20 protein-coding genes are annotated in these 23,338 nt (G+C 70.4%); 8 read left to right on the plus strand and 12 right to left on the minus strand.

Annotated elements, in window-relative coordinates:
* The first annotated feature begins 71 nt into the window (after positions 1 to 71).
* On the plus strand, positions 72 to 854 hold the full coding sequence (locus HNP44_RS07445) for a hypothetical protein (protein WP_259143384.1): 783 nt from the start codon (positions 72 to 74) through the stop codon (positions 852 to 854).
* Between the two features lie 61 nt (positions 855 to 915).
* Here HNP44_RS07445 and HNP44_RS07450 read toward each other — a convergent pair whose 3' ends face one another.
* The 8 genes from HNP44_RS07450 to HNP44_RS07485 all read right to left on the minus strand — a co-directional run bounded on the left by HNP44_RS07450 (position 916) and on the right by HNP44_RS07485 (position 9,185).
* Positions 916 to 1,929 (minus strand): ferrochelatase, encoded by a 1,014-nt coding sequence (locus HNP44_RS07450; protein WP_259143383.1) that lies wholly within the window; start codon positions 1,927 to 1,929, stop codon positions 916 to 918.
* Entirely contained in the window at positions 1,926 to 2,768 is an 843-nt protein-coding gene (inhA, locus tag HNP44_RS07455) for an NADH-dependent enoyl-ACP reductase InhA (protein WP_168544074.1), read from the minus strand. Before inhA ends, HNP44_RS07450 begins: the two co-directional genes overlap by 4 nt.
* Positions 2,769 to 2,839: 71 nt before the next feature.
* Complete coding sequence (gene fabG1, locus HNP44_RS07460) at positions 2,840 to 3,565, minus strand: 3-oxoacyl-ACP reductase FabG1 (RefSeq protein ID WP_224645127.1); 726 nt, start codon at positions 3,563 to 3,565, stop codon at positions 2,840 to 2,842.
* A gap of 113 nt (positions 3,566 to 3,678) precedes the next feature.
* Positions 3,679 to 4,662 (minus strand): VWA domain-containing protein, encoded by a 984-nt coding sequence (locus HNP44_RS07465; RefSeq protein ID WP_259143791.1) that lies wholly within the window; start codon positions 4,660 to 4,662, stop codon positions 3,679 to 3,681.
* Position 4,663: 1 nt separating this feature from the next.
* On the minus strand, positions 4,664 to 5,542 hold the full coding sequence (locus tag HNP44_RS07470; RefSeq protein ID WP_259143790.1) for a DUF58 domain-containing protein: 879 nt from the start codon (positions 5,540 to 5,542) through the stop codon (positions 4,664 to 4,666).
* Between the two features lie 107 nt (positions 5,543 to 5,649).
* Positions 5,650 to 6,798: an AAA family ATPase gene (locus HNP44_RS07475; protein ID WP_259143382.1), complete on the minus strand. Its 1,149-nt coding sequence runs from the start codon at positions 6,796 to 6,798 to the stop codon at positions 5,650 to 5,652.
* A gap of 22 nt (positions 6,799 to 6,820) precedes the next feature.
* Positions 6,821 to 8,296, minus strand: coding sequence for a C40 family peptidase (locus HNP44_RS07480; protein WP_259143381.1), 1,476 nt, complete (start codon positions 8,294 to 8,296; stop codon positions 6,821 to 6,823).
* 241 nt (positions 8,297 to 8,537) lie between these two features.
* Entirely contained in the window at positions 8,538 to 9,185 is a 648-nt protein-coding gene (locus tag HNP44_RS07485) for an Rv1476 family membrane protein (RefSeq protein WP_259143380.1), read from the minus strand.
* 170 nt (positions 9,186 to 9,355) lie between these two features.
* Here HNP44_RS07485 and acnA point away from each other — a divergent pair, with 170 nt between their 5' ends.
* The gene (gene acnA / locus HNP44_RS07490; RefSeq protein WP_259256859.1) at positions 9,356 to 12,172 is read left to right on the plus strand and encodes an aconitate hydratase AcnA; all 2,817 of its coding nucleotides are present in this window, start codon (positions 9,356 to 9,358) and stop codon (positions 12,170 to 12,172) included.
* 106 nt (positions 12,173 to 12,278) lie between these two features.
* Positions 12,279 to 12,842, plus strand: a complete 564-nt coding sequence (locus HNP44_RS07495) for a TetR/AcrR family transcriptional regulator (protein WP_259143378.1) — start codon at positions 12,279 to 12,281, stop codon at positions 12,840 to 12,842.
* A gap of 67 nt (positions 12,843 to 12,909) precedes the next feature.
* Here the strand turns inward: HNP44_RS07495 and HNP44_RS07500 are convergent, their stop codons facing one another.
* The 4 genes from HNP44_RS07500 to HNP44_RS07515 all read right to left on the minus strand — a co-directional run bounded on the left by HNP44_RS07500 (position 12,910) and on the right by HNP44_RS07515 (position 16,079).
* Entirely contained in the window at positions 12,910 to 13,080 is a 171-nt protein-coding gene (locus HNP44_RS07500) for a hypothetical protein (protein WP_259143377.1), read from the minus strand.
* Positions 13,081 to 13,149: 69 nt separating this feature from the next.
* Positions 13,150 to 13,974, minus strand: coding sequence for a VOC family protein (locus HNP44_RS07505; protein ID WP_259143374.1), 825 nt, complete (start codon positions 13,972 to 13,974; stop codon positions 13,150 to 13,152).
* A 128-nt stretch (positions 13,975 to 14,102) separates the two neighbouring features.
* Positions 14,103 to 14,864, minus strand: coding sequence for a YdcF family protein (locus HNP44_RS07510; protein WP_259143373.1), 762 nt, complete (start codon positions 14,862 to 14,864; stop codon positions 14,103 to 14,105).
* 192 nt (positions 14,865 to 15,056) lie between these two features.
* The gene (locus HNP44_RS07515) at positions 15,057 to 16,079 is read right to left on the minus strand and encodes a glycerophosphodiester phosphodiesterase family protein (RefSeq protein ID WP_259143372.1); all 1,023 of its coding nucleotides are present in this window, start codon (positions 16,077 to 16,079) and stop codon (positions 15,057 to 15,059) included.
* Between the two features lie 98 nt (positions 16,080 to 16,177).
* Between HNP44_RS07515 and HNP44_RS07520 the strand changes: the two genes are divergently transcribed.
* The 5 genes from HNP44_RS07520 to HNP44_RS07540 are packed head-to-tail and all read left to right on the plus strand — an operon-like array spanning position 16,178 to position 23,317.
* Positions 16,178 to 17,683 carry a DUF3375 domain-containing protein gene (locus HNP44_RS07520; RefSeq protein WP_259143371.1) on the plus strand — a complete coding sequence of 502 codons (1,506 nt, stop codon included), beginning with the start codon at positions 16,178 to 16,180 and terminating at the stop codon, positions 17,681 to 17,683.
* Position 17,684: 1 nt separating this feature from the next.
* Positions 17,685 to 18,479, plus strand: coding sequence for a DUF4194 domain-containing protein (locus tag HNP44_RS07525; RefSeq protein ID WP_259143369.1), 795 nt, complete (start codon positions 17,685 to 17,687; stop codon positions 18,477 to 18,479).
* Entirely contained in the window at positions 18,476 to 21,838 is a 3,363-nt protein-coding gene (locus tag HNP44_RS07530; RefSeq protein ID WP_259143368.1) for an ATP-binding protein, read from the plus strand. Before HNP44_RS07525 ends, HNP44_RS07530 begins: the two co-directional genes overlap by 4 nt.
* 56 nt (positions 21,839 to 21,894) lie before the next feature.
* On the plus strand, positions 21,895 to 22,671 hold the full coding sequence (locus HNP44_RS07535) for a PIG-L deacetylase family protein (protein ID WP_259143365.1): 777 nt from the start codon (positions 21,895 to 21,897) through the stop codon (positions 22,669 to 22,671).
* Positions 22,672 to 22,705: 34 nt separating this feature from the next.
* Positions 22,706 to 23,317, plus strand: coding sequence for a TetR/AcrR family transcriptional regulator (locus HNP44_RS07540; RefSeq protein ID WP_259143363.1), 612 nt, complete (start codon positions 22,706 to 22,708; stop codon positions 23,315 to 23,317).
* Positions 23,318 to 23,338: the final 21 nt, after the last annotated feature.

Genomic DNA, 23,338 nt, shown 5'->3' on the forward strand with positions numbered 1-23,338 from the left:
AACATGTTTCAGAAATCTCGGCGGGTTCTCGCGAGCTCCGCGGCCGCGCGGCACGACTAGAGTGGATGCCCATGAGCTCCCCCGTCGTCACCCTCGCCCGCCGCGCCACCGCGGGGCCCGCCCAGGGCTTCGCAATGTGGTCGGCGGCGTGGCTGGCGGGCTCGGCCGGCACAGACGAACTGCTGGAGGCGCTCGGGGAGTGGGCGCCGGTGCAGTCGGTGGTCGACGGCGACCTCCCCGACCTGCTCGCGGAGATCCGCGCGCTGGAGCCGCACACCGTCCGGCTGCTGCTCCCCGCTCCGGGTGATGCGCGGGGCCTGCACGCGGGTAGCGACCTGGAGGAGGCTGCGATGGCCCGCGGCGAGGTGGCGCTCTTCGACGGCGCGACGTCCACGATCGCGCTGGTGCCGACCCCTGAGGCCGGCGACGTGATGCGCTGGCAGGCGTTCCTGCACGAGCCTGCGCTCGTCGATCCGGATCCAATTTCCCTCGGCGCGGCCGAGCACGCCCTGCGGGACGCCGTCCGGGAAGCGCCGTCGGCCCTGGCCAGCCTGCCGCCCGCGCCTGACGCCGCGTCGGATCCGCGCGGCGTGGTCATGGAGTTGACCCGCTACCTGGGCGCGCACCGGCTGCCAGTGGGCGCCACCGAGCGGGCCCACCGCGTGCTCGACAGCGCCGGGATGGTGGAGGCGATCCTGCTGGTCGCGGGTGCGGAGAACCCGTACGCCGGGCTCACCCTCGCCTCCGCGCAAGGCGGCGACGCCGCCTACCGCGACCTGTGGCGCACCGTCCGCGCCGCGCGGGTGGCCGCCGTCAATGCGGTGTGCCGCGACGAACTGCGCGGAGCATTCTGAAACCGGCGTTCAGATGAGGGACGCTCGAAATACTGCGCCGCGGATCAGCTGAGCGCGGATTTCAGGTGCGAACCGGACGCCGGACCGCCGGGCAGCAGCCCTCGACGCAGGCGGCGCCGTCGACACTGACGCCGAGCCCGCTGGACCGGCCCGCATCCGCGTCGTCGACCAGGTCGGCGACCATCGCGGCGAACCGCGGGTCGTGGATCGGCGTGGCGGCGCGGGCGAAGGGCATGCCCAACTCTGCCGCGAGATCGCGCGCCTCGGTGTCGAGGTCCCAGATCACCTCGAGATGGTCGGAGATGAACCCGATGGGCACGACCGCCACGCCGGGCACCCGGTCGTCCCACAGGGCCTGGATGTGGTCGCAGATGTCGGGCTCAAGCCACGGCACCTGCGGCGGGCCGGACCGGGACTGCCAGACCACGTCGTGATCCGTCCCCAGCCGGGCGGCGACGTTCGCGGCCGCATCCCGGACCTGCCGGGAGTACAAATTGGACACCCCGGGCGGGCCCGCGTTCACGTCCGCCGCCTCCGGGATCGAGTGTGCCGTGAACACCAGGCGCGAGCCGAAGGGCACCGTCGCCAGGGCGGCCTGCGCCGCGTCGGCGAAGCAGTCCAGGAACAGCTCGTGATCGTGGAACTGCGGCAGCTTGGTCAGCCGCGGCGCGCCGGGACCCACGGCCGCGAGGGCGCGGGCGATGTCCTCGTCGTACTGGCGGCACCCGGAGAAGCCGCCCCACGCGGAGGTGGCGAAGACGAGCGCGTCGCGCACGCCGTCGTCCTTCATGGTCTGCACGGAGTCCTCGACCATCGGGTGCCAGTTCCGGTTGCCGAAGTACACCGGCAGCTCCCGGCCCCGCCGGTCGAACTCCGCCTCGATGGCCGCGATCAGCGCACGGTTCTGCTCATTGATCGGCGAGACGCCGCCGAACCGCAGGTAGTGCTGTTCGACGGCGTCCAGGCGCTCGGGCGGTACGCCGCGACCACGCACGACGTTCTCGAGAAACGGTCGTACGTGGTCGGGGTGCTCGGGCCCACCGAAGGAGAGCACGAGCAGCGCATCGTGGGTCACGACTGCGCGTTGATCATTTCCTCGGGGAACCAGGTGTTGTGGCTGGCGCCGCCGTCGACGTAGACGATGGAGCCGGTCGTGCCGGGCAGCCAGTCGGAGAGCAGCGCGCAGATGCTCTTGCCCACGACCTCCGGGTCGTCGACGTTCCAGCCGATGGGCGAGGCGCCGTCCCAGTACTGGTTGAGCATGTTGAGCTTCTTGGCGTCGTCCGTCGCGGTGCCCGAGATTGCCTTGGCGGCCAGGGTCTTGATCGGACCGGCGGCCACCAGGTTCGAGCGGATCTTCTTGGCGTAGCCGACCTCGCGCGCGACGTAGCGGTTGACCGACTCCAGGGCGGCCTTCTGCACGCCCATCCAGTTGTAGTCGGGCATCGCGGTGCGGGGATCGAAGTCCATGCCCACGATGGAGCCGCCCTCGTTCATGACGGGCAGCACAGCGCGTGCCAGCGAGGCATAGCTCCACGCGGAGATCTCGAAGGACTTCGCCACGTCGGGGCCGGGGCCCTCGAGGAAGGGCACGGCGTCCGGACCCATCAGGGTGCGGGGCGCGAAGGCGATGGAGTGCAGCACGCCGTCGATGCCCTCGGGCGCGAGCTCGCGGACCTTGTCGGCCAGCGTGCCCAGGTACTCCTCGTCGGTGATGTCGAGCGGGATCGCCGGCGGCACCTCCTGCGGGAGGCGCTTGGCGATGCGGTCGATCAGGCGGAGCCGGTCCGGGATGCCGGTGATGATCACCTTGGCGCCCTGCTCCTGGGCCACCTTGGCGGCCGAGAAGGCGATGGAGGCATCGGTGATGATGCCGGTGATGAGGATGGTCTTGCCTTCGAGCAGTCCGGTCACGGACGTGCCTCCTTCAGTGTGTTCGTGATGTGGCTGGTGCGCGGGGCGCCTAGTGGCCTGTTGTCTGGGGCCTAGTGGCCCATGCCCAGGCCGCCGTCGACGTTGATGACGTTGCCGGTGACATAGGAGGAGTCGTCCGAGGCGAGGAACGAGACCACCGCGGCGACCTCCTCCGGCTGGCCGATCCGCTTCGCGGGAATGCCCTGCTTGATCAGCGGCTCGGTCATGTCGGACGGGAGTTCGCGAGTCATATCGGTGTCGATGAGGCCCGGCGCGATCACGTTGGCCGTGATGTTGCGGGAGCCCATCTCACGGGTGACGGAGCGGGCGAGGCCGACCACACCGGCCTTCGACGAGGCGTAGTTGGCCTGGCCACCGGTGCCGGCGAGGCCGACGACGGAGCCGAGGTAGATGAACCGCCCCCAGCGGTTCTTGAGCATGTCGCGGGTCGCGGCCTTGGTGACGCGGAAGGCGCCGGTGAGGTTGGCGTTGATGACCTTCTCGAAGCTCTCGACGCTCATGCGCATGACCAGCGTGTCGTCGGTGATGCCGGCATTGGAGACGACCACCTCGACGGGGCCCTGGTGCTCGGCGACCGTCTTGAAGGCGGCGTCGACCGACTCGGTGTCGGTAACGTCGCACTGCACACCGAACAGGCCCTCGGGGGCGCCGGAGCCGCGGTGCGTCACCGCGACCTTGTGCCCGTCGGCGGCGAGGCGCTGCGCGATCGCGAGACCGATACCGCGGTTGCCGCCCGTGACGAGGACGGACCGGGGCGTGAATTCAGAAGTCGACATGGGTGACAACGTATCAATCGCGCTCGCGACCCGGGAAATCTCCGGGCACGCGAGTCGTCGGTCGGCAGCGCTGGGCGCGCATCGTCGTCAACGATCGACGCCTCCGGTACCGATCACGGGAGGCGCCGGTTGAAGGCGACCGCTCCGGCGGCGCCGAGCACCAGCAGGCCGGTGGCCCAGAGCACCCAGATCCGCGAGTTGTCGCCTTTCTGCATCTCCCAACCGATCTCGTCCCGCAGGGTGCCGTACGCCTCGTTGAGGTCGTTCAACGACGAGGCGGAGAAGAACTGGCCGCCGGAGAGGTCGGCGATCTGCTTGAGCGACTCGTCGTCGACGGGGACGGGGATGTTCTGGCCTTCGATGTTCACCGTGCCGTTCGGCGTGCCGAAGGAGATGGTGGAGATGGGGATCCCCGCTTCCTTCGCCTTGCGGGCGGCGGTGAAGCCGCCGCGCGGGTCGTCGAGGTCGGTGGGCACCGTCTGCTTGCCATCGGACTCGAGAATGATCCGGGCGGGCGGCGCGTTGTCCTTGCCGCCGAGCACGTCCCGGATGTTGGTGATCGACTGGATGGCGGCATAGATGCCCTCGCCGGTGGCGGTGCGCTGGGCGAGTTCGAGGTGGTCGATCGCGTTGGTCGCGAGCGACCGGTCCGGGGTCGGCGAGACCAGCAGCTGCGCCGTGCCGGCGTACGAGACGATGCCGAGGTTCATGCCCTGCGGGAGCTCGCCGACGAATTTCTTCGCCGCCTCCTTGGCCGCGTCCAGTCGGTTAGGGCTGACGTCGGTGGCCTGCATCGACAGCGAAGTGTCGATGACGAGCACGACCGTGGCCTTGCTCCGCGGTACCTTGCGCATGGCCTGCGGCCCGGACAGCGCGACCATGAGCAGGATCATCCCGATGCTGAGCAGTGCAATGGGGACGTGCCGCCACCGGTTGGGCCCGGGCGGCGCCACGGAGTCGAGCACCGACATGTTCGCGAACTTCAGGGCGCGCTTGCTGCGCCGTAGCTCGTTGTAGACGTAGCCCGCCAGGATGGCAAGCACGACGAGGATTCCGAGCAGCCAGATCGGGGTGGCGAGCGAGGTCAATCCGCCCATGTCAGGAAGCACCAGCCAATCCACGTCGACGCGCGGCGACGAACCGCACGATGTCGGCGAGCCAGTCGCGGTCGGTGCGCAGTTCGAGGACGGGCGCGCCGACTCCGCGCAGGGTGCGCGCCACCTGTTTGCGATGCTCCTGTGCTGCCGCGGCGAACCGCTGCTGCAGCTCGGGGGTCACGGTCAGTTCGCGCACGGCGCCGGACTCGGCGTCGCGGAGCGCGATCTCGCCGACCACGGGGAGCTCGACGTCGCGGGGATCGAGGACCTCGACCGCGAGCACCTCGTGCCGCGCTGCGATGCCACGGAGCTCGCGGACGTAGTCCACGTCGCCGAGGAAATCGCTGATCACCACGACGAGACCGCGGGGCTGTTCCGGCCGGCGCAGGGCGTCGAGCGCGACACGCAGGTCGCCGCGGGTGCCCTCGACGGCGCGGGGCGCGGTGGCGATAGCCCCCAGCACCTTCTGCCGCTGCGCGCGGCCGGACTTGGGCTGCACGCGCACGAGCTGCGCGCCGTTGGTGACGAGGCAGCCGACGCGGTTCGCGGCGCTGCTCACCAGGTGCACGACGGCGGCGGACGCGGCGACGGCGAGGTCGCGCTTCGTGCCGCCCGTGGAGCCGAAGTCCATCGACGCGGACAGGTCCACCACGATCCAGGTCTGCAGCTCGCGGTCGGCGATCATCTGCCGCACGTGCGGGTGCGTCGTGCGGGCGGTGACCGACCAGTCCATGAGGCGGACGTCGTCGCCGGGCGTGTAGGGCCGCGACTCCCCCGGCTCGGAGCCCGGTCCGGGGAGTAGGCCCTGGTGATCGCCCTTGAGGACGCCGTCGAGCCGCCGGCGCACCAGCAGTTCGAGCATCTTCAGGGACGCCTGCATGCGGGTCTCGTCGACCTCGCCGGCGGCGACGCTCGGGAGCGGGCTGCGCCCGGGTCCGGGGCCGCTCGGGTTGCGCGCAGGCGTGCCGGGGGGTGTGGCCGGCATCGTCAGCCCTGCGGCTGCTGCGCGGGGGCGTACTGCTGCGGGGCGGGCGCCGGGGGCGCGGCCGGCTGCGGGACCGGCTGCCCGACGACCTGCGGCAGCGCGACGGTCTGCAGCACGCGGTTGATCGCCTGGTCGGCGGTCACCTCGTCGGCGAGGGCGTCGTAGCTCATCACGAGGCGGTGGCGCAGCACGTCCGGGATGATCTCGACGACGTCCTGCGGGACGACGTAGTCGCGGCCGCGGAGCAGCGCGAGCGCCCGGGCGGCGGCGACGATGCCGAGGGTGGCGCGGGGCGACGCGCCGTAGGTGATCCACGAGGCCACGTCGTCGAGACCGAACTCGCGCGGGGTGCGGGTCGCGGCGATGACGCGGACGACGTAATCGACGAGGGCGTGGTGGACGAAGACCTCGCTCGCGGCACGCTGCAGGCGCTGCACGGTGCCGGGGTCGAGCACCTGCGAGGGCACGGGCGGGACGGTGCCCATGCGGTAGACGATCTCCCGCTCCTCCTCGATGGAGGGGTAGCCGACGACGACCTTGAACAGGAAGCGGTCGCGCTGGGCCTCGGGCAGCGGGTAGACGCCCTCGTTCTCAATGGGGTTCTGGGTCGCGAGCACGAGGAAGGGGTCGGGCATCGCGTACGTCTGGCCGCCGATGGAGACCTTGCGCTCGGCCATGACCTCGAGCAGCGCGGACTGCACCTTCGCCGGAGCACGGTTGATCTCGTCGGCGAGCAGGAAGTTCGCGGAGACCGGGCCGATCTCGGTATCGAACTGCTCCTTGCCCTGCCGGTAGATGCGGGTACCGACGAGGTCGGAGGGCACCAGGTCGGGCGTGAACTGGATGCGGGAGAAGGAGCCGCCCACGACGGTGGCGAAGGTCTCGACCGCGAGTGTCTTGGCGACGCCGGGGACGCCCTCGAGGAGTACGTGGCCCTTGGCGAGCATGCCCACCAGGATCCGCTCGACGAGCTGATCCTGGCCCACGATCACGCGCTTGACCTCGTAGACCGCCCGCTCCAGCAGCTTGACCTCATCGCTCGACGCGATGTCCTGCCCCTGTGAGTGCGTCACGCAAAAGTCCCCTTCGTCGTCGTTCCCCCGGCCCGTGCGGGCCCGTCCGATCCCGGGCCGCAGCGGGCCCGTTCCCACGAGCGTACTGAATCGCGCGCGGTCAGCTGTTGATCACACGGACGCCCTGCGACAGGAACGTCGAGGCGTCGAAGGGGGCGATCCGCACCGCGCCGCCCGACTGGGGCGACTCGAGGATCTGGTTGTTGCCGAGGTACATCGCCACATGCTGCGTGCCGCCGGGGCCGCGGAAGACCATGTCGCCGCGCTTGAGCTGGCTGATCGGCACCTTGTTGCCGGTCGTGTACTGGTAGCCCGAGTACTTGGGGAGCGCGATCCCGACCGCGGCGTACATGTACGCCATCAGGCCCGAGCAGTCGAAGCCGATCCGGTTGAAGTCGCCGTAGCTGTCGGCGACGCCTCCGTCTCGGACGCCCTTCGTCGCGCCCCAGGCGTTGCCGCCGCCCCAGGCATACTGCACACCGATGACCGACATGCCGCGCTGAATCACGGTCTCGATCATCTGCGCGCCGCTCATGCTTCCGACGCCCGGCACAGCCTGCGAGGCCGGGGCTGTGGGCTGCTGGGCCGCGCTGGACTGGCCGGTGATGGCGCCGAACGGGTTGCTGAACAGCGACGACGCCTGGCCGACGATGCCCTGGGCGAAGGACCGGGCCGCCGCCAGCGGATCCGCGGTGTCGACGGTGCCGGCCTGCGCGGCTGGGGCCGCGGGAGCGGCCGCCTGCGCAGCGGGAGCGGCGGGCGCCGCCGGGGCGGCGATCTGCTGGGTCTGCTGCTCGTCGACGACGTACTGCGCATAGATCTTCTGCTGCGCCGCACGGTCCTCGGCGCGCTTGGCCTGCTCGAGCGCGCGCTGCGCCAGCTCGCGCTGGGTGCTGAGCGTGGTCTGCTCCCGCTGCTGGGTGGTGAGCGCGGCGACGGTCTGCGTGATGGATTCCTCAGCGGTCGTCTTGCGCTCGGCCGCGGCGGCGGTGGCGGCGTCGGCCTGGACCTTGGCCGCGCGGGCGGCGGTGCGGGAAGCCTCGGCGCGGGTCTTGGCGGCCCGGAGGTCGCCGAGGGCGGTCTTCTGCTTATCGGCGACGATCCGCAGCGTGGTCGCGCGGTCGACAGCCTCGCCAGGGTCGTTGCCGCCGAGGGTGTTGACGAGCGCGCCGGCACTGTTGCCCTGCGCGTACGCGGCGCGAACCACCTTGTCGAAGGAGTCCTGCGCGGTCTTGATCTTGGCATCGGAGTCCGCGACCGCGGTCTCGGAGACCGTGATCGCGCCGGTCGCGGCGGTCGCGGCGTCGCGGGCCGACTGCAGGTCGACGACGGCGCGGTTGACGGACTGCCGCTTAGCGGCGACGTCGCCGCGCAGATCCGCGATGCGCTGGTCGGTCTGTGCGATGCGGTCGACGAGCGCGGCGACGACGTTGGCGGGGTTCGCGTCGGGGCCGTTGGGCTCGGCGAAGACCGATCCCGCACCCGCGACAGAGCCGGCCACCAGCGAGCCGGTGGCGACTGCCGCGAGCAACGACCGCGCAGCGAAGTTCGTGGCGGGGTGTGCCGTACGCCTCAAGGTGTCTCCCTCAACTCAAGACTCGTTCAGACCCGATGAGTGCGCATGGGCAACACGCACAACATTGGCTTCAGACGTACCGTACGGCACTTTCGCAACAATAGAAAACAGGATTCACAAATTACACAGCTGTGAGTCGGAAAATATCGAGGTTGACCTGCGCAGATAATTATCTACTGAATTGCATTCCAACTGGACCGGCGCCGCTAATTACACAGCTGGAATTTCGAATGAATGTGCGCTATTCGTTCGATCGAACAGCCGAACCGCCATTTTCTTCGGTCGCGGGTACCGTCGCGTCGGAGGTCTCCGCGCCGACCGGTGCGGTCACCGATGTGGCCCTGGCACGACGAGCGGCGTCCACTGCCCGGCTGCGGCGCCGCGTCACTACCCGCGCCCAGCCCGCGAGCGCTGCGACGACCAGCACCAGCCCGACGGTGAAGCCCGTCCACGGGAAGGTCGCGTCGTTCGCGACGGTCGCGAAGTCCTCGGCGGCCTTCGGCGGGTTGTTGAGCGCGAGCCGCCCCGTGTAGCCGTCCTGCCCCTTCTCGATCTGGAAGCGCGAGAGCTGCGTCGAGTAGCCTGCGACCTGGCTGGGCGACATCACCAGCACCGTCAAAGGGTGATCGGCGTCGGCGTTCATCTGCCGTCCGAGCTCCGTGCCGAGGTCGCGCAGCGAGGTGTCCGGGTTGTAGTCGTGCGCGAGGACGACCACCTGGAAGTTCTCGATGCCGTTGGCGCGCGCGTGCTTGACGACCTGCACCAGCTGGGGCACCGAATCGGAGTGCGCGGGGTTGAGAACGGCGACGCCGTCCTTCGCGAGGTCCGCCTGCAGCGCGGACAGATCCACGTCGGTCGGCACTTCGGTGAGAATCGGCAGCGGCCCCATGGGCCTCACAGTACGACACGCCCGTGGGCGCGCCCGGAACGAGGCACAATGAGCTGCGTCCGGCGAGTTTCAGCCCTGCGGACTCTCACAGGACAAGCGTACTGTATTATCGACTTCAGGCACCGACACAGCCCGTCGGTGCACACCACAAAACGTTGAGTGGAGCTGACGTGAGTAAGAGCATCGATTCCTTCTCGTCGCGCGGCACGCTCGAGGTGGGCGATCAGTCATACGAGATCTTCCGCCTCAGCGCCGTGCCCGGCACCGAGAAGCTGCCCTACGCCTTGAAGGTCCTCGCAGAGAGCCTGCTGCGGACCGAGGATGGCGCGAACATCACCACCGATCACATCAACGCCCTGGCGAACTGGGACCCCTCGGCCGAGCCGAGTGTCGAGATCCAGTTCACGCCGGCGCGCGTGATCATGCAGGACTTCACCGGTGTGCCCTGCATCGTGGACCTCGCCACCATGCGCGAGGCCGTCACGGCCCTGGGCGGCGACCCCAATAAGGTCAACCCGCTCTCCCCCGCCGACATGGTCATCGACCACTCGGTCATCCTCGACGTCTTCGGCACCGCCGACGCCCTCGAGCGCAACGTCGATCTCGAGTACGAGCGCAACGGCGAGCGCTACCAGTTCCTGCGCTGGGGCCAGGGTGCGTTCGACGACTTCAAGGTCGTCCCCCCGGGCATGGGCATCGTGCACCAGGTCAACATCGAGTACCTGGCGCCTGTCGTGATGACCCGCAACGGCCAGGCGTACCCCGACACCTGCGTCGGCACGGACTCGCACACCACCATGGAGAACGGCCTGGGCGTCCTGGGCTGGGGCGTCGGCGGCATCGAGGCCGAGGCGGCCATGCTGGGCCAGCCGGTCTCCATGCTCATCCCCCGCGTCGTGGGCTTCAAGCTCACCGGTGAGATCAAGCCGGGCGTGACCGCGACCGACGTGGTGCTCACGGTGACCGACATGCTGCGTCAGCACGGCGTCGTCGGCAAGTTCGTCGAGTTCTACGGCAAGGGCGTCGCCGAGGTGCCGCTCGCCAACCGCGCGACCCTGGGCAACATGAGCCCCGAGTTCGGCTCCACGGCCGCGATCTTCCCGATCGACGGCGAGACCATCAACTACCTGCGCCTCACCGGCCGCACCGACGAGCAGCTCGCGCTCGTCGAGGCGTACGCCAAGGAGCAGGGCATGTGGCACGACGCCGATCACGAGCCCGCGTACTCCGAGTACCTCGAGCTGGACCTCGGAACCGTCGTGCCGTCGATCGCCGGCCCGAAGCGCCCGCAGGACCGCATCCTGCTGTCGGAGTCGAAGACGGCCTTCCGCAAGGACATCCACAACTACGTGGAGGAGCAGCACCCGGCCGCGCACACGCAGTTGGACGAAGCCGTCGAGGAGTCCTTCCCCGCCTCCGATCCGGCCGCACTGTCCTTCGCCGACGACGGTGCCGTGAACGTCCAGTCCGCCGCCAACGGCGCCGAGGGCCGCCCGAGCAAGCCGGTGCGCGTCAAGGGCGAGCGCGGCGAGTTCATCCTCGACCACGGTGCCGTCGCGGTCGCGGGCATCACCTCCTGCACCAACACCTCGAACCCGTCGGTCATGCTCGGCGCGGCGCTCCTCGCGCGCAACGCCGTCGAGAAGGGCCTGACCACCAAGCCCTGGGTCAAGACCAACATGGCCCCCGGCTCGCAGGTCGTCACCGACTACTACGAGAAGGCCGGCCTGTGGCCGTACCTCGAGAAGCTCGGCTACTACCTGGGCGGCTACGGCTGCACCACGTGCATCGGCAACACCGGCCCGCTGCCCGACGAGATCAGCAAGGCCGTCAACGACGAGGACCTGACCGTGGTCGCGGTGCTCTCCGGCAACCGCAACTTCGAGGGCCGCATCTCCCCCGACGTGAAGATGAACTACCTGGCCTCGCCGCCGCTGGTCATCGCCTACGGCCTGGCGGGCACGATGGACTTCGACTTCGAGACCGATTCGCTGGGCAAGGACCACGACGGCAACGACGTCTTCCTCAAGGACATCTGGCCGTCGGCGCAGGAGATCGACGACACGATCAAGAACGCCATCAACCAGGACATGTTCCGCAAGTCCTACTCGACGGTCTTCGCGGGCGATCACCGCTGGCAGAACCTCGACACCCCCGAGGGCGACACCTTCCAGTGGGACGAGAACTCGACGTACGTCCGCAAGGCCCCGTACTTCGACGGCATGACGATGGAGCCGGCGCCCGTCTCCGACATCTCGGGCGCACGCGTCATGGCGCTGCTGGGCGATTCGGTGACCACCGACCACATCAGCCCGGCCGGCCCGATCAAGCCCGGCACCCCGGCCGCGCAGTACCTCGACTCCCACGGCGTGGCCCGCAAGGACTACAACTCGCTGGGTTCGCGGCGCGGTAACCACGAGGTGATGATCCGCGGCACGTTCGCGAACATCCGCCTGCAGAACCGCGTGCTCGACACCATCGGGCTCGAGGGCACGCAGGGCGGCTACACCCGCGACTTCACGCAGGAGGGCGGCCCGCAGTCGTTCATCTACGACGCCTGCCAGAACTACCAGGCGGCCGGCGTCCCGCTGGTCGTCCTGGGCGGCAAGGAGTACGGCTCCGGCAGCTCGCGCGACTGGGCGGCCAAGGGCACCAGCCTCCTGGGCGTCAAGGCCGTCATCGTCGAGTCCTTCGAGCGCATCCACCGGTCGAACCTGATCGGCATGGGCGTCGTCCCGCTGCAGTTCCCCAAGGGCGAGTCCTGGAAGACCCTGGGCCTCGACGGCACGGAGACCTTCGACATCGCGGGCATCACGGAGCTGAACAACGGCGTCACGCCGAAGACGGTGCACGTGACCGCGACGAAGACCGACGGCACGAAGGTGGAGTTCGACGCGGACGTCCGCATCGACACCCCCGGTGAGGCCGACTACTACCGCAACGGCGGCATCCTGCAGTACGTGCTGCGGAACATGGTCAACAGCTGATCGCTTCGGTCTCGACCAGTGACGGCGGGTCCGGCCCCAGCGGCCGGGCCCGCCGTCCGCGTAGTGGACAACGAACAACCGTCCCCGTTCGATCAGGAGCACCCACATGCCCAAGGTGAGCGATGATCACCTCGCCGCGCGGCGCCGCCAGATCCTCGACGGCGCGCGGACCTGCTTCGCCGAGTACGGCTACGACGGAGCCACCGTCCGCCGGCTCGAGGCCGCGACCGACCTCTCGCGCGGCGCGATCTTCCACCACTTCCGCGACAAGGACGCGCTGTTTCTGGCGCTGGCCCGCGAGGACGCCCAGCGGATGGCCGACATCGCCGCGGAAGAGGGCCTCGTGCAGGTCATGCGCGACATGCTCAGCCATCCGGAACGCTTCGACTGGCTGGGGACCCGGCTGGAGATCGCCCGGCGGCTCAAGAACGACGGCGACTTCCGCGCGGAGTGGACCGAGCGCAGCGCCGAACTCACCGAGGCCACGCTGCGTCGCCTGGAGCGGCAGAAGCAGCGCGGCCGGCTGCGCGACGACCTGCCGACCGACGTGATCCTCAGCTACCTCGACCTCGTACTCGACGGGCTGGTCACCCACCTCGCCTCCGGCCGCCCGACGGCGGGCCTCGAGGCGGTGCTCGACCTGGTCGAGGAGAGCGTGCGGCGTCCCTAGCGCTTCGTCAGGGCCGGGACGAGCGTCGCGATGCCCAGCCCCAGCATCGCAATGCCCGCGAGCAGGGTCAGGTAGAGGCCGATGCCGGCTGCCCGTACTGCGGATGCCCCAGCGACGGCTGCGGGGTGCCCCACGGCTGCGCGGGCTGCTGCGGGGGCCGGCCCTGGTGCGGCGGCACCTGGCCGCCGCCCTGGGGATGGGGACCGCCCTGCTGGTATCCGCCCTGGTTGTAGGTCATGCGGGGAGCGTAGCCCCGTCGGCCTTGCGATCCGGTTGCCGACGCCCAAACGTGATCCTCGGTTGCGGCTCAGCGCCCTTCGGGCGGCGTCGCGTAGAGGAAGACCGCACCGCCCGGATCCTTGGCCGAGCCCATGGTTCCCCAGGGAGTCACCTCCGCGGTGCGGAGGATCTCGCCGCCCGCGGCGACGATGCGCTGCTCGGCGGCAGCGGTGTCCTCGACGGTCAGATACACCTGCCAGAACGACGGCATGCCCTCCCCGAAGACGCCCGACTCGAACAGTGGCGCCGCGTCCATGATCCCCGCGACGCCGTCCTTCCCGCCCTCGGGGCCGACGAGCACCTGGCTGTAGCGGTCCGGCCCGAAGGAGCCCTCTTTGCCTCCGCTGCCGATCTCCTGCAGAGTCCACCCGAAGACAGTGCGGTAGAAGGCGAGCGAGGCGTCGTAACTACGGCTCATGCAGTCGAACCAGTACGGGGCGCCGGGGATCCCGCGTTCGACGAATCCGGGATGAGTGCCGGGCTGCCACACGCCGATCGCCGCACCCACCGGGTCGACGAAGAAGCCGAACCGTCCGAGATCGCCGACGTCAGCGACGGGGACGATGATCGACGCGCCGGCCTCGGTGGCCGCCGCGAGGGTCGCCTCCGCGTCATCGGCGCGCAGGTACGTCGACCACATGTCGCCTGGGCCTTCGCCGCCGTCAGTCGCGCCCATGAGGCCGGCAACGAGGTGGCCGTTGTTCCGGAAGTTGCGGTAGCCACCGAACTCCGGGCTGGGCGGATCCGCCTCCCATCCGAAAACGGCACCGTAGAAGTCCGCCGCCCTATCGGCATCGGAGCTCATGAGGTCGATCCACACGGGTGCGCCCAGCGGGGCGTGGTACGCGGTCATGGCGATAACGGTGGCACACCGGGCCGACAAGTTCCAGCGTTCCCCGCACATCGGATTGCGATCGCAGTACGCACAGGGTGCTCCGATGACAGTGAGCGGGTGACGAACCCGCCCACGGCACCGTCGGACTACAGGTTGGCGACGCCCCGGGCGTCCCGGTAGACGCCCGCCACGCCGCTCGCGGACATCGGTCCGGACTGGATCTTGGCGTCCGAGGCGACGACGGCCTGCAAGGTGACGCCGGCGACGAGGAAGTCGGCGACCGAGCGTCGGGTGTGGTCGGCGGAGGTGACGAGCACCGCGCCGTTGCCGAAGCCGTTCTGGCGCATGAGGACCGCCGTGTTGATGGCGTTCCCCTGGGTCGAACCGGCCTTGTCCTCGGTGTAGATGCGGGTGCCGGAGACGCCCTGCGCCAGCAGCCACTCCTTCATCGCCGCGGCCTCGGTCTTGCCCGCCTTGGGCGCGCCGCCGGTCACGACGATCGGGAAGGCCGGGTAGGCCTGTGCGACCGCGAGGCCCTTGGTCAGGCGCTCGACGAGGATCGGCCGCATCGCGCCGTTGTCCTCCAGGCCGAAGCCGAGGATGACGATGGCGGAGCCGGGGGCGACGCCGCCGGGCACCTGGTCGGTGAGCGGGAAGGTCAGCGCCTTGTTGACGTTCGTCATCAGCGCCACGACCTTCTGCGCCTGGTCGATCGGCATCTGATTGATGGCGGCCTGCGCGCCCGCGGTATCGCCCGCGGCCTGGCGGTCGATCGCCTGGTTGGTGAGGGACGTCGACGACGTCGAGGTCGACGGTGCCGCCCCCGCCGTCCCCGTCGCCAGGGTGGCGGCGACCGCAACGGCGGCCGTCAGCGAAACGATCGAGCGGAAGAAACCAGAGACACGCATGTAGCCCTCCGTGACAAATGAGTCTATCGGTGGAAAACTACACTACTGAGTCGTGTGTTGCACACGTGAATGTTGATTCGTGCCCGAAGCCACGCCCGGGGCACGCTGAGAGCGCACAAGAGCCTCGGTGGATTCCTGCGGTCGGCGAGCGGCGCGTCGTCGCCGACACGCACCGAAACTGGTGGTCCGCCTCTACGACGAGGCGGGCAGGGCGATCCCGAGCTCACGGAACACCGCGCGGGCGCGGTCCGGATAGTCGGTGATCAGCCCGTCCGCGCCGTCCCGCAGCAGCGTCCGCATCGTCGCGGGATCGTTGACCGTCCACGGGATGACCTTCAGGCCCAGGTCGTGCGCGCGCCGGATCAGCGGAGCCGTCGTGAAGCGCACGAACTCCGCGTCGCCGACGCCGCCGTCCTGCGGGTCGCCCTGCACCGGCGAGATCGCGGTGAGTCCGGGGATGGTTGCCTTCGCCGCCCGCACCCAGTCGCCGCCGTAGCCGTCCACGTCCAGCCCCAGCCACGGAGACGCACCCGGCTTCCCCGTCTGCAGGAACTGCTCGCCGTTGGTCAGCGCGATCAGCCCGACGCCCGGGAGTAGCGGCCCGATCTCCCGTAGAGCGGTCCAGTCGAAGCTCTGGATCGTGACCTGCCGGGCGAGGCCGGAGCGCGTGATCTCCCCCGCCACCGCGCGCACGAACTCGCCGCGCGGCGCCGTCTCCGACGGTGTGCCCGCCTCCACCTTGGTCTCGATGTTCATCCGCACGGGCGAGCGACGCGCGCGGACGAGGTCGAAGAGCTCGCGCAGCTCGGGGATGCGGGCTCCCGCCACCACGCGCTGCGAGGCGGTGACCTTCTCGTATCCGCAGTTCATAGTGCGGACCTGGGCGTAGGTCAGGTCGCGGACGTACTTGCCAACGTACGGGTACTGCGGGTCCCCGGGCGTCGCCGGCGCGGTGTCGGCACACTTCTTCGAGTCCACCTTCCGGTCGTGGGTGATCACGACCTTCCGGTCCTTCGTCACCTGCGTGTCCAGTTCCAGCGTCGTGACGCCGAGCCGCATCGCCGCGGAGAAGCCCTCCAGCGTGGACTCGGTCTGCAGGCCGAGCCCGCCCCGGTGCGCCTGCAGGTCGACGGTCCGCGGCGCCGCTCCGGCAGGAGCCGCTCCCACCAGCAACGCGAAGAACAGAGCGATGATCGACAGACGCCGCAGGTTCATGAACCGCACGCTAGGCCGCCACGGTGAACCCGACCTGTCCGCGACGTGAAGGGCTCCCCGATACACTGGACCGTCGCATACGCAAGGGGAGGTACACGATGGCGCAGTCGGCCGCGCAGCTGTACGCCGCGTTCACGGATAACGCCGACAACGACGTCGCGCTCCGCCTACTCCGCTCCCCCAACGCCGTCGCCTACCTGGCCCTCATGGCGGCGAGGCTGGGCACGGGCCCCGCCGACGCGGAGGAGCTGGGCGACGCGCTGACCGTCGACCTGCAGTCCCTCCAGAGCCACTTCACCGAGCGCGCGCGGCCGGTCCCCGCCGGGCCCGACGTCCTGGACCAGTGGGTCAAGCACGGCTTCGTATCGAGAACCCTCGATGAGGACGACCGCGAGGTCATCCAGCTCACCCGCGGCGCGACGACGGCCCTCGGCCAGGTGCAGGCCGTCTCGCTGGACCGCAACGTCGCCACCGAGACCGCGCTCGAGCTGGTCACGGCCCGACTGTCGGCGGTGGCGGTCACCGTCAGCGCCGATCCCGACGACCACCTCCGCGCCCTGGACCAGCAGATCGCCGAGCTCACCCAGCGACGCGAGGCCCTGCGCCAGGGCCTCATCCCCGAGTACGACCGCGACAAGGTGGTCGACGACCTCAAGATCGTCAGCTCCCTCGCCGAGCGCATGCCCGCAGATATCCTGGGCTACGGCGAGAAGCTCCGCGAACACACGCGCGCCCTCCTCACCCACGGCCTCGACGCCTCCGACTCCAGCGAGGCCGAGGCCTACGCCAAGACCCTGCAGCGCCTCTTCGACGGCCACGACGAGCTCGCGAACACACCCGAGGGCAAGGCCTTCGACGCCTTCTACACGCTGCTCTCCGACCACCGCCTGCGCCGCCAGCTCGAGACGTCCGTCGCCTCCGTCGTGCATGAGGTGGAGCTGCCGGACGACCTCAGAGACTCCCTCACCGGCTTCCTCGATCGCATGTGGATGCAGGTCCAGCGGGTCGACGAGATCCGCGGCCAGGTCTATCGCCGCATCAACACCTTCGTCAAGGACGGCGACTTCCTGCAGTACCAGTCGCTGCGCGCCCGCATCACCGAGGCGCAGCGCGCGGCCGTCGACGCCTTCGACATCGTCTCCGCCGGCCGCGACACCGGCCTCGCCGTCCCCATGTCGGCCGTCGACACCAGCTCCGTCGGCGCCCTGCGCTTCCACGACGGCGTCGTCACCCTGCCGCCCGAGGTGCGCGAGACCTCCGGCGAGTTCACCATCGACCCCGCGCGCCTCGTCGGCCGCGAGGCGATCGACTGGGACGCGCTCGCCTCCGCCGTCAACCAAGCCGTCAGCACGTCCGACGGTGCGACCCTCCTCGAGGTTCTCGCCGCGATCGACGCTCCCCGAGCCGGCGACGTCGTCGGCGTCTGGTCGCTCGGCGCGCGGTACGGCACCGTCGACGAGGACCGCCTGGTCACCGTCGTCGCGCACACCCAGCGCGGGCCCCGCGAGATGACGGTGCCGCACGTCGCCTTCGCCGCCGCGCTCCCGCCCCTGACCCCCGCCTCGGCCGCGCCCGAGCCCACCACGCTGTTCGAGCAGGAGTGACATGACCGACGAATCGCTCGACGCCGCACTGGACATCGCGGACGACGTGCTCCCCGAGATCGACCTCGCCGACTTCAGCATCGCCGACGACGAGGCGATCACGTCGCTGCGCGGCGCCGACACCGCGCCCCGCTTCGACGGCGACACCTCCGCGCTGCCGAACTCGGTCTGTTACGCGCTGCAGGAGCTGATCGCGGCGCCGCACGTCTCGTCGCGGTCGAAGAACTGGGCCGTGATCGAGGCCGAGGAGACGCTGCTGCGCAGCCGGCTCTCCGAGCTGAACCTGCTGCTCGAGATCAACCGCGAGACCAAGCACGCCTTCACCCGGCAGGTCAGCGAGAACGACCCGCGCCAGCGGAATCTGCTGCGCGCGCAGAGCCTCTCGCTCGCCGCGTCGGTGCTGGCGCTGTTCCTGCGCCTCAAGCACCTGTCCAGCCCGGACGAGACGGCGGTCGTGGAGCGGCAGGAGATGATCGACCATCTGTTGACGTTCCGCCCCGCGCGCGACACCGACGAGGCCGGCTTCGTCAAGAAGGCCGACGCCGCGATCAACCAGCTCGAGACCCGCCGCCTGATCCGCCGCGTCGGCACCAGCGACCGGTACGCCGTGCACTCGGTGATCGCCTCGCTGCTCACCCCCGAGCAGGTGGACCTGTACACCGCCGCGTACCGCGACCTCGCCAGTACCGATCAGGACCTGGGCGAGGCGGCGGCCCCCGTCGACGACGGCGAGGACGGCACCGTCGAGCCGGAGAACGACACCGAGCCCGAGAACGAGACGCAGGAGCAGCAGTGACCCGCAAGCATCTCGGCCAGTACCGCCTCACCCGCCTGCAGGTGGTCAACTGGGGCACCTTCGACGGCTACAAGGACTTCCCGATCGACGAGCGGGGCGTGATCCTCACCGGCCCGTCAGGCTCGGGCAAGAGCTCGCTGATGGACGCGCATTCGGTGGTGCTGCTGCCCACCTACGACCAGTCCTTCAACGCCTCCGCGGACATGACGGCGAAGGGCGCCAAGCGCGCCGCCCGCTCGATGGCGGACTACGTGCGCGGTGCGTGGTCGGTCAACGACGACGAGCACCAGCAGTCCAAGGTCCAGTACCTGCGCGGCGACTCGGCCACCTGGTCGGCGGTCGCCGCGACCTACGACAACGGCGCGGGCAACGTGACCACGGCCGTCGCCGTGAAGTGGTTCCCCGGCAGCGGCACCGACGGCGCCTCGCTCAAGTCCTGGTACCAGTTGCATTCGGGCGGCTTCGATCTGCTGGACCTGCAGGAATGGGCCACCGCCGGCTTCGACACCCGCGGCTGGCGCTCTCGGCACAGCGGCGTCGAATCCTTCGACACGCAGGCCGCCTACCAGGACGCGCTGCGCCGCCGTGTCGGCATCGGCACTTCCAGCGCCGCGCTGGCGCTGCTGGGCAAGGCCAAGGCCATGAAGAACGTCGGCGACCTCGACGCCTTCATCCGGACCTACATGCTCGACCGGCCGCAGACCTACGCGCGCGCCGAACGCCTCGTCGAGAACTTCACCCAGCTCGACGAGGCCTACCGGGCCGCCGCGCGCGCCGAGGCGCAGGAGAAGGTCCTGCGGCCGATGCCGGAGGCGTACGAGAAGTACCGCTCCGCCACCGTCGGGACGACGCGCGCGGCCGACCTGCTCGGCGCACCCGTGCGGTCCTACCTGCGCGGGCACAAGCTGCGACTGCTGCAGGAGCAGATGGACCGGATCGAGGGCGAGCGGGCCGGCACCGACGCGCAGATCGCCCGCTGGGAGGACCGCGCCGAGGAGCGCAAGATCCGCTACAACGACCTGCTGCACCGGCTCCGGCAGGAGCAGGGCGAGGTCGGGGTGCTCGAGGCGGAGCTCCAGTCGCGCGAGCTGCAGACCCAGGCCCGCCAGCGCGCCTACGAGCGCTTCGCCGCCGCGGTGGAGAAGCTCGGCGAGCGCGCGCCCGAGTCGGCGGAGGAGTTCGCCGCGCTGCGCGAGCAGGTCCCCGGCATCCGCGACCGCGCGACCGAGGCCGCCGAGGCCCTCGCGGGGCGCGTGCACTCCGCGTACACCGACGAGTCGGACGCGCGCCGGGCCGTCGAATCCGTGGACGACGAGCTGTCCGTGCTGGACCGCCGCGCCTCGCTGCTGCCGCCCGCGCTGCTGGACCAGCGCGACGTGATCGCCCGCGCCACCGGCGTTCCCGCGGAGGAGCTTCCGTACGCGGCGGAGCTCATCGACGTCACGCCCGCGGAGCAGGCGACGTGGGCCGGCGCCGCCGAGCGCGTGCTGCGTCCGCTGGCCACGACGCTGTTGGTCCCCGCCGAGCACCAGCGCGCGGTCGCCGACTACGTGAACGCCAACCGCGTGCAGGGCGTGCTCACGTACCAGGTGGTCGACGGTGCCGACCCCACCCGCCCGGAGCCCGGGTCCCTGGCCGCCAAGCTGACGGTCGACACCTCGACCGAGGCCGGACGGTGGCTGGCCGGCGCGGTGGCGCGCGCCGCGCGACACACCTGCGTGGACTCCCCCGCCGAGCTGGAGAAGCACGAGCAGGCCGTCACCGCCGAGGGCTTGGTCAAGGGCGCGGGCGGCCGGTTCCGCAAGGACGACCGTCGCGCCGTCGCGGACCGCTCGCAGTGGGTGCTGGGCACCAACACCGGCAGTAAGCGCGAGGCACTGCAGCGCCGCCGCGACGAATTGGCCGCTGTGCACGCCAAGGCCGCCGAGGCGTCCGCGACGCTGCGCGACGACCTCGCCGAGCACAAGGCCGTCACCGACAGCGCCGCCGGCGTGCTGGGCTACACGTCCTGGGCTGAGCTCGACCACTGGGCGGCGAAGGCCGAGGCCGAGGAACTGGCCGACCGGATCTCCGACGCCCGCTCCGGCAACGCCGATCTCGGGGAGCTGGAGCTGCAGGCCGACAACGCCTACGGCGAACTGGCCGAAGCGCAGACCCGCATCGGCGCCCTCACCGAGACGATGAACCGCGCCGGCACCGAGTTCGACGACCTGCTGGCCGAATTCGAGAAGATCGACGCCGAGAGCGCCCCGAAGCTGACGAGTGAAGACGAGGACTTCCTCGCGACCGCCCTGTGGCACCTGCTCACCGCCGACGAGGCGAAACCCCGGCGGCTCACCCTCGACTCCTTCGGCGAGGTCCGCGCCGACCTCCGCGCCGAGCTGGAGCGCCAGCAGGCCGCGGCGACGGCCGATCGGGATGCCGCCGAGGCGCGGATCGTCCGCACCGCCGAGCAGTTCCTCCGCGAGTGGCCCGACGCCTCGACAGAACTCACCTCCGATGTCTCTTCGGCGCCTGACCTCGTCGCGGTGCACGAGAACCTCGTCGCGCACGGCCTCGCCGCCGCCACCGAGAAGTTCCGTCGGCTCATCACGACCGACGTCAGCCACTCGGTGTCGAACCTGTTCAAGGAAGTCGACGACACGCACCGGGCCATCACTCGCGGCATCGCCGACGTCAACGCTGGCCTGCGCCGGGTGGAGTTCAACGAGGGCACCTACCTGCAGATCGCCTACGCCGCCCGGCCCACGCCGGAGGCCACGGAGTTCGCGACGTTGGTCGACGAGATGGTGCGCGACGCACCTGCCGCGAAGCGCGCCGAGCCGGCGGCGATGGCCGCACAGTTCAAGCGGATCCGCGGGCTTGTGCTGCGCCTCACCGGCGACGACCCCGAGTCGCGCCGCTGGACGGAGAACGTCCTCGACGTGCGCACCGGCTACTCCTTCTACGGCAAGGAGAACGCGGTCGGCGCCGAGCCGGACGCACCCGCGGTGGTCACCTACCGCAACACCGCCACCAACTCCGGCGGCGAGCAGGAGAAGCTGGTCGCGTTCTGCCTCGCGGCGGCGCTCAGCTTCGCCCTGGGCAGCCACGGGATCGACGGCTCGAACGAACCCGCGTTCGCCCCGCTCATGCTAGACGAGGCGTTCAGCAAGTCCGACGAGCGCTTCTCCGCACAGTCGCTCCGAGCGTTCGAGCAGTTCGGCTTCCAGCTCCTGATCGCGGCCCCGATCCGGATGGTCGGCATCGTCGAGCCCTTCATCGGGCAGGTGATCCTCGTGGACAAGCAGGTCACGCCCGACGGTGCCCGCTCGGACGCCCGGTACGCCACCTTCGGCGAGCTCGCCCCGGCCCGCTGATCGGCCCGTCCGCGGCTGCTGCGGCGGGCTGGGCAAGGAACTGTTATACAGAGCGCATGGCCTCGGTCGTCGCGCTCAACGCCCACCCGGACGACGAGACGCTGCTCGCGGGCGGCACGCTGGCCCGCTTCGCGGCGGAGGGGCACCGGGTGGTGATCGTCGTCGCCACCGACGGGATGATGCACGGCGACGACGAGCCCGAGCCCCGACGACGGCTCGACGAGTTGTCCGCAGCGGCCGCGGAACTGGGCGTCCACGAGGTGCGTTGGCTGGGCTACGCGGACAGCGGCCACGGCGGGGAGCTGTACCCCGACCCACCCGGCCGGGTGCGGCTCGTCCGTGCGGGCGTGGACGAGCCGGCCGAGCGGCTCGCGGTGATCCTGCGCGAGGTCTCCGCCGACCTGCTGCTCGGCTCCGACGAGGCCGGCGGCTACCGGCACCGCGACCACCTCGCCGTGCACCACATCGCGCGCCGCGCAGCGGAACTCACCGGCGTTCGGCTCGCCGAGGCGACAGCGCCGCGCGAGTCGATCCTGCGCATCCTGGCGATCGCGGTGCGTCTCCGGTTCCTGCAACCCGGACACCTCGAGCAGGCGCGCACCTGGTTCACGCCGGGGGCGCAGATCACGCACCGCGTCGACGTGCGCCGACACGTCGCTGCCAAGCAGCGCGCGCTCGCCGCCCACCGGTCGGAGATCGCGAAGTCGGGGACCGTCGCACGGATCCTCCGGATGGTGCTGCGCCTGCCCGCATGGGTCCTCGCGCCGCTGGTCGGCACCGAGTACTACGTGGAGCCTTCCGGCCCCAGCACCCCGGCAGACCGGCTGCTCTGACACGCACATAGATCGCTTGATCTATAGTTAGATCATGCGATCTACGGATACCTTCACCGAGCACGCCCGGCGCGCCCAGATCACGGCGTGCGCCATCGAGGCCATCGCCGAGCTCGGCTACGCGCAGGCCTCCGTGCGGAAGATCGCCGACCGCGCCGGCGTCGCGATGAGCGTGGTGCTCTACCACTTCGGCGACAAGGACTCGTTGATCGCCGCTGTCGTCTCCGAGTGCTACCGCACCCTGTTCGAGGTCATGGTCCCCGCCGTTGACGCCGCGCCGAGCGCCGCGGGCAGGCTCGAGGCGCACATCCGCGCGCACCTCGGCTACCTGCGGACCCACCCCGCGCACCAGGTCGCGATCACCGAGATCGGCAACGGCTTCCGCGGCAAGGGCGGCGTCCGACTGTGGGACCTGCCGGTCGCCCCCGAATACGACGCGGCCCGCGCCCGCGTCGAGCTGGACGTGATCCTCCGCGACGGCGTCGAGGCCGGCGAGTTCCGCCCGGTCAACCCCGCATCCATCGCCTCCGCCGTCCGCGGCGCGATCGGGAACGCCATGTTCGCCGCGGTCGTCGACCCCGACTTCGACGTGGACGGCTACGCCGACGACCTCGTCGACGCCTTCCTCCGCGCGTGCGCGCCCTGACCCCACCGAATCGAGGCACAC

It is taken from the genome of Tsukamurella ocularis, from assembly GCF_024807615.1.
Classification (GTDB): domain Bacteria; phylum Actinomycetota; class Actinomycetes; order Mycobacteriales; family Mycobacteriaceae; genus Tsukamurella; species Tsukamurella ocularis.